At 63.7% G+C, this 6,542-nt stretch carries 6 protein-coding genes and 1 tRNA gene; 2 read left to right on the forward strand and 5 right to left on the reverse strand.

Going from position 1 to position 6,542, the window contains the following annotated elements:
* Positions 1 to 278: 278 nt before the first annotated feature.
* Together pth and ACX80O_RS14740 are read right to left on the reverse strand one after the other, a co-directional pair.
* Positions 279 to 866: an aminoacyl-tRNA hydrolase gene (gene pth / locus ACX80O_RS14735; protein ID WP_459307789.1), complete on the reverse strand. Its 588-nt coding sequence runs from the start codon at positions 864 to 866 to the stop codon at positions 279 to 281.
* Positions 867 to 885: 19 nt separating this feature from the next.
* Positions 886 to 1,509, reverse strand: coding sequence for a 50S ribosomal protein L25/general stress protein Ctc (locus tag ACX80O_RS14740; RefSeq protein WP_459307788.1), 624 nt, complete (start codon positions 1,507 to 1,509; stop codon positions 886 to 888).
* A gap of 339 nt (positions 1,510 to 1,848) precedes the next feature.
* Here ACX80O_RS14740 and ACX80O_RS14745 point away from each other — a divergent pair, with 339 nt between their 5' ends.
* Positions 1,849 to 3,162: a UDP-glucose dehydrogenase family protein gene (locus tag ACX80O_RS14745; protein ID WP_459307787.1), complete on the forward strand. Its 1,314-nt coding sequence runs from the start codon at positions 1,849 to 1,851 to the stop codon at positions 3,160 to 3,162.
* 28 nt (positions 3,163 to 3,190) lie between these two features.
* Here ACX80O_RS14745 and ACX80O_RS14750 read toward each other — a convergent pair whose 3' ends face one another.
* The 3 genes from ACX80O_RS14750 to ACX80O_RS14760 form a co-directional block, all read right to left on the reverse strand.
* On the reverse strand, positions 3,191 to 4,171 hold the full coding sequence (locus ACX80O_RS14750) for a ribose-phosphate diphosphokinase (RefSeq protein ID WP_459307786.1): 981 nt from the start codon (positions 4,169 to 4,171) through the stop codon (positions 3,191 to 3,193).
* Complete coding sequence (gene glmU / locus ACX80O_RS14755) at positions 4,168 to 5,619, reverse strand: bifunctional UDP-N-acetylglucosamine diphosphorylase/glucosamine-1-phosphate N-acetyltransferase GlmU (RefSeq protein ID WP_459307911.1); 1,452 nt, start codon at positions 5,617 to 5,619, stop codon at positions 4,168 to 4,170. The genes ACX80O_RS14750 and glmU overlap by 4 nt, the downstream gene beginning before the upstream one ends.
* Positions 5,620 to 5,815: 196 nt before the next feature.
* A tRNA-Gln gene (locus tag ACX80O_RS14760) sits at positions 5,816 to 5,887 on the reverse strand.
* Between the two features lie 364 nt (positions 5,888 to 6,251).
* Here ACX80O_RS14760 and ACX80O_RS14765 point away from each other — a divergent pair.
* Positions 6,252 to 6,542: hypothetical protein (locus tag ACX80O_RS14765; RefSeq protein WP_459333897.1), on the forward strand; the 291-nt coding region annotated here is incomplete at its 3' end.

The raw sequence follows: 6,542 nt of genomic DNA on the forward strand, positions 1-6,542 counted from the left end.
TCACACATGAGTAGCGACTACTCGAGTTTCCCCAGCGGATTACGCAGCGACTACTCGGCCCCGTCGGCGCGGGATGCAGAGGGAGCCGGCTTGCGGGGCCCTCGTGGACGAGCCGGGAAGGCCGGGCTGATGGGCACAAAAAAAGGGACCGACGTTGGGATGGGGGTGGCCCAGTCTCAGAGGCCGCCCAACGTCGGCCCCCGCATTTGGGGCCTATTGGCCTGATCTAGCCAAGGCTTCGCGCGCCCTGACCGGTAATCGTGATTCTAATCTATACGCTATTTGCCCGCAGAGTGGAACTTCTGCTGTGCGCTGACAAGTCCCTCGTAAATCAGGGACTCGACTGCATCGGCTGCATCCTCGAACAGGAAGCTGAGTTCCTTTTTTTCGACAGTGCCGAAGTCCCGGAGGACGTGCTCGGCTGCGTCCTGCCGCCCGGGTGGCCGGCCCACACCTACCCTGACCCGCAGATAGTCCTTGGTGCCGAGCGCCTTACTCATGTCCCGGAGACCGTTATGGCCCCCCTCACCACCGCCGTATTTGAGCTTGACGGTGTTGAAGTCAATATCTATTTCGTCATGGACCGCTATGACGCGTTCGGGAGGGATGTCGTAGAAACGGCATAGCGCACTGACTGGCCCACCGGATAGGTTCATGAAGGTAAGCGGTTTGGCCAGTACCAGCCGGGGCCCGCCCAGACCCAGCCGGCCCTCCAGGACGGCCGCGTGCGCTTTGTGGCTTTTGAACTTCCCGCCCAGGCGTGACCCAAGGACGTCAAGAACCATCTGCCCGACATTGTGCCGGTTATGGCTGTAGTCGGGCCCAGGGTTACCGAGCCCGACTACCAGCCACGTATCAGTTGCCACAAGCGCGCCAGATGGGTGGCTACTCGCCTTCTTCTGACTTCTCGCCGGAGGCAGCTACAACGTCGCCTTCTGCAACGGTTTCGCCGTCGTCCTCGCCCAGGTCCTGGACGGTCGGCTCGCTGATGTTGACGATCAGGGTGTCGTCCTCGATCAGCAGGGTGACGCCCTTGGGCAGTTCGATATCGGACGCGTGAATGTGCTCGCCAACCGTCCGTCCTTCAACATTGACGGTCAGGGAATCCGGCAGGTGGGTGGCTTCTGCTTCAACCTGAACCGAGTTGTGCTCGAGGTTCATGACGGCGCCCGGGGCCAGTTCGCCTTCAACGTGGATAAAGACGTCGACGACGACCTTCTCGCCGCTACGAACGGTCAGCAGGTCGAGGTGCTCGACAATGCGCTTCAACGGGTTGCGGACAACGTACTTGGCGAGAGCCAGGTGCTCCTCCCCTTCGACGTCGAGGGTCAGCAGCGCATTGGAGGTCCTCAGGGCCAGCGTGGTTGCCTTGGAGGGAAGCAATACGTGGATGGGGTCGGCGCCGTGGCCGTAGATAACCGCAGGGATCTTGTTCTCGCGGCGTGCGCGGCGTGCTGCACCCTTACCGAATTCGGTACGAACTTCTGCTGGGAGCGTGAGGTCAGACATGAAATCTCCTGTTGTGGCGATGAGTGGATCGTTGCCAGGGTCACGATCGTCAGCTGTCTAGAAACAGGTCATCGTCAACACAATCCGTGTCGGACGTCAGTCGCTAGCCACCGTCGATCACGGAACAGTTCCCGGGTCTTCCCGGGATGCTCCCTCGCCTAGGCATCGGGATCAATGGTACAGCACGTTCGCCTGGGCATCGACCGGGCCCACGGATGATCGCCCGAAACTGGCTGACCTCCCCTCATCATCCTCTAATGTGTGAGGCATACCGTTAAAAGCTGATGGAACCCGTCGGATTCCTCACGGAATCCCGGGCCAGCCCGACAAAGGATCACCATGCGAATTTCTGTTATCGGTTGCGGCTACCTTGGCGCTGTTCACGCGGCGTGCATGGCGAAATTGGGGCACGACGTCGTCGCCATCGATATTGATGAGCGGAAGATTGCCGAGTTGCAAGCCGGACGATCGCATTTTTTTGAGCCCGGCCTCCCTGAACTCCTGGACGAGGTGCTGCAGACCGGCCGGCTCAAGTTCAGCGCTGACATCGCTGACGCGCGTGGGGCCCAGGTCCACTTCCTCTGCGTGGGGACCCCGCAGCGGAAAGGCGAGTATGCGGCTGACCTGCGGTACGTCGATGCGGCGTTTGCGTCTCTCGCGGATTCACTCGAGGCGGGGAACCTGGTTGTCGGCAAGTCGACTGTTCCGGTGGGCACCGCTGCGCGGCTCGCCGATGACCTGGCTGAGCGGTTCCCCGAGGCGAGTCTCGCGTGGAACCCTGAGTTCCTCAGGGAGGGCTTCGCCGTCAAGGACACGCTCAGCCCCGACCGGCTGGTGTACGGGGTTCCGGCCGGGGAAGCCGGCGAGCAGGCAACAGCGATGCTCGACGAAGTGTACGCGGGGCCGATGGGTTTGGGCACCCGGCGGCTGGTCGCCGACTACGCCACCGCGGAACTGGTGAAATCGGCGGCCAACTCGTTCCTCGCCACGAAGATTTCCTTCATCAACGCCATGGCGGAGGTGTGCGACGCCGCCGGCGCTGACGTCACGCTGCTGGCCGACGCCCTCGGGATGGATGACCGGATCGGCAGGAAGTTCCTCAACGCGGGTATAGGCTTCGGCGGTGGCTGCCTGCCCAAGGACATTCGTGCCTTCATGGCCCGGGCCGGGGAGCTGGGGGCTGACCAGGCGTTGACGTTCCTCCGCGAGGTGGACGACATCAACCTGCGGCGCCGGATCCGGGTGGTTGAGCTGACCCGCCAACTTGTCGGGGGTTCCCTTCTCGGAAAACGGATCACCGTGTTGGGTGTGGCCTTCAAACCGAACAGCGACGACGTCAGGGACTCTCCGGCGCTGAGCATTGCCGCGCAACTTCAGCTCCAGGGCGCCGACGTGACGGTGACCGACCCTGAGGCCCTGACCAATGCCCGTGGCCGCTTCCCCGAGTTGACCTATGAGCCCGACTTCGACGCTGCCGTCGCCCACGCCAACGCGGTGCTGGTCCTCACCGAATGGGACCAGTACCGTTCGCTCGAGCCAGCCGCGTTGGCCCTCCGGGTGGCAAGCAAGAACATCCTCGACGGCCGGAACGTGCTAAGTCCCGCCGAATGGCGCGCGGCGGGGTGGAACTATCAGGGCATCGGGCGCCCGTAGCGGGCGCCTCCTGCCCTGAACCGTGTCCCTACGCGATACCGTCGAAAAGGCTGGTGACCGATCCGTCGTCGAACACTTCACGAATGGCCCGCGCAATCAGGGGTGCGATGGACAGCACGGTGAGCTGCGGGAACCGTTTTTCGGAGGGAATGGGCAGGGTGTTTGTCACCACTACCTCCCGGGCGCCGGATTCGGAGAGACGGCGTGCCGCCGGGTCGGAGAACACCGCATGGGTCGCCGCGATGATCACGTCTTTGGCCCCGGCATTCTTCAGCACCTGGACTGCGCCGGAGATGGTTCCGCCGGTATCGATCATGTCGTCGATCAGCACACAGGTCCGACCCTCGACCTGACCCACCACCTGCTTGGACACCGCCTGGTTGGGGACGGTCAGGTCGCGGCTCTTATGCACGAAGGCCAGCGGTGAACCGCCGAGCCGCTCGGCCCACTGCTCAGCTACCCTGACCCGGCCGGTGTCCGGGGACACCACCGTGACGTTGTCGGCGTCGACCCGGGTGCGGATGTAGTCGGCGAGCAGCGGAATGGCCATCAGATGGTCGACCGGCCCGTCGAAGAAGCCCTGAATCTGTGAGGTGTGCAGGTCAACGGACATGAGCCGGTTGGCTCCGGCCGTCTTATACAGATCCGCGACGAGGCGGGCGGAGATCGGTTCGCGGCCGCGGCCCTTTTTGTCCTGGCGGGCATAGGGGTAGAACGGGGAAACCACAGTGATCCGCTTGGCTGAGGCCCGCTTCAGGGAATCGATCATGATGAGCTGTTCCATCAGCCAGTTGTTCAACGGCGCCGGGTGAGCCTGGATCACGAACACGTCGGTGCCGCGGACACTTTCGCCGGACCGGACGTAAATCTCACCGTTCGCGAAGTCGTAGGCGGAGATGGGCAGCAGCTCAGTGCCGAGTGCCGCGGCAATTTCCTCGGCCAATTCCGGGTGTGCCCGCCCTGAAGCCAGGACCAGTTTCTTCTCGCCGCGTGCGGTGATCTCGCTCATGAACTGTCGCTTTCGTCAGTGCTCTTGGTACTGCTGGTAGGTTCAGCAGCCGGGTCAGTGGTGGCCGATTTCTGAGCTGCAGCCGCCGCATCGGCTGCGGAACTGCCGGGACGTTTGGCCTGCACCCAGCCCTCCGAGGTGCGCTGCGGCGCAACGCTGAAGGCCAGCGCTCCCGGCGGGACGTCGTTGCGCACAATCGCGCCCGCACCGGTGTAGGCACCATCACCGATTGTCACTGGCGCCACGAAAACCGTATTGGAACCGGTGCGGACATTGCTGCCGATGGTGGTGCGGTGCTTGTTGACCCCGTCGTAATTGGCGGTGATATTGCCGCAGCCGATATTAGTGTTCTCGCCGATCTCGGTGTCCCCCGCATATCCGAGGTGCGACAGCTTTGATCCGCGGCCAATGATGACGTTCTTCGTCTCGTAGAATGCGCCGATCTTCCCGCCTTCACCCAGCACCGTGCCGGGACGCAGGTAAGTGAACGGGCCAACAGAGGCGCCGGCGCTAATCCGTGCGCCGGAGCCGTGGGTCCGGAGCACCGTGGCACCCTCGCCCACCACCACATCGGTGAGGGTGGTATCAGGGCCGACGACGGCGTCGCGCGCAATCTCACAGACGCCGTGGAGCTGGGTGCCCGGCAGGATTGTGACGTCCTCCGCCAGGTGCACCGAGGTATCAATCCAGGTGGAGCCGGGGTCAACGATTGAAACCCCGGCGCGCATCCAGCGGGTCAGGGTGCGGCGGTTGAGCTCGGCGCCGAGGGCTGCAAGCTGGACCCGGTCGTTGGCGCCCTCGACCTGCCAGGGATCATCGGAAACGACGGCGGCCACCCGGCCGCCCCTGGCTGAGGCGATGCCGAGGACGTCGGTCAGATACATTTCACCCTGAGAGTTACCTGCCGTGACTGATGTGAGCGCGTTGCGCAGGGTTGTCGCGTCGAACGCGTAGATGCCCGAGTTGATTTCGTGGATGGACCGCTGGGCGTCGGAGGCGTCCTTGTGCTCGACGATGCCGGTGACGGTGCCGTCGTCGGCCCGCAGGATCCGGCCATAGCCGGTCGCGTCCTTAAGGACGGCGGTCAAGACGGTCACCGCGTTGTCTTGCGTGGTGTGCGCCGCGACGAGCTCGGCCAGAGTGTCGGCGGTCAGCAGCGGTACGTCGCCGTAGGTGACCACTATCGTGCCATCGAGGGGGGCTTCACCCGCCTGATCCAGCGCCGCAAGCGCTACCTGCACCGCGCGACCAGTACCTGGCACGTCGTCCTGGTCCACAATGAGTGCCTGCTCATCCAGGCTGGAGATATGGCTGGCGACGAGGTTCCGTTCGTGCCGGACCACCACGGCCATTGCCTCGGGGACCACACCGCGGGCGGCTGCCATCGCATGTCCCACCATCGACCTGCCGCCGAGGGTGTGGAGGATCTTCGGTGTCCGGGATTTCATCCGGGTCCCGGCTCCTGCTGCGAGCACGATGACGGCTGCTGGCCGCAGGACTCCTGTCACTGAATCTGATGTCTGGTGGTGCGTGTTTGAGGTCTGCGGACCCATTGAGGAGACACTCCTGCCTGTAGTTTCGCTGTCAACCGGAAAAGTACAGGCTCACACCGGCAATACTACCCGCGGCACTACTGCCCTACAGTTCCGCCCATAGGATTCGAACCTATACTCCACAGCTCCAAAGGCTGGGGTGCTGCCATTACACCAGGGCGGACTACGCCTGAGGAACTGCCAAATTTCCGTCACGAAGCGCGGTTATCCAGTTTGCCATGAGTCGGGTGCATCCTGCGACTTGGAAACCCCTCCGGGCTGTTCCCTGGGTGGGGACAGGACTCCTTTCCGGCCCTCCCTTCCGGTTCTGCTTTTCCGGCTTGCGCCTCCCTCTTCGCCGAACCGTGAGCTCTGGTGGGTCATCGGGCCTGTGAGGGCCCGATCTAACGCCTCAGCGGGTGGGTTGTGGTTCCCTTTATGCCGCCGATCCAAAAACTTTGATCTGCCAGGAAAAATAGTTCAAAATTCTTTTCCGGGTGCCTTCCTGCGGACCTTGTTTTGTCAGTGCCCGATGATGGAATGAAGGTATGAAAAGCAGTACAGCTTCTCCTACCGGAACGGGATACCCTCCCGAATCCGGCCCGGACTCCGGCTCCAGTAGAGGGCCCGCAGATACGTCTGCGGGTACGTCCACGGGGGCGTCCGCGGGTGGGTCCTCGAACACGCCCGGCGGGACGCCCGGCGGGGCGTCGGGTGGGGCGTCTGGCGGGGCGTCTGGTGGGTATGGTCCGGGGGGTCCGTTGGGCGTCGGCGCGGTGTGGACCGCCCCGGCGGCTGATCGGGAAGCGGCAGCTGATCGGCCGGTGTTGATGGGCGGG

The sequence above is a fragment of the Arthrobacter glycogeni genome, from assembly GCF_054511155.1.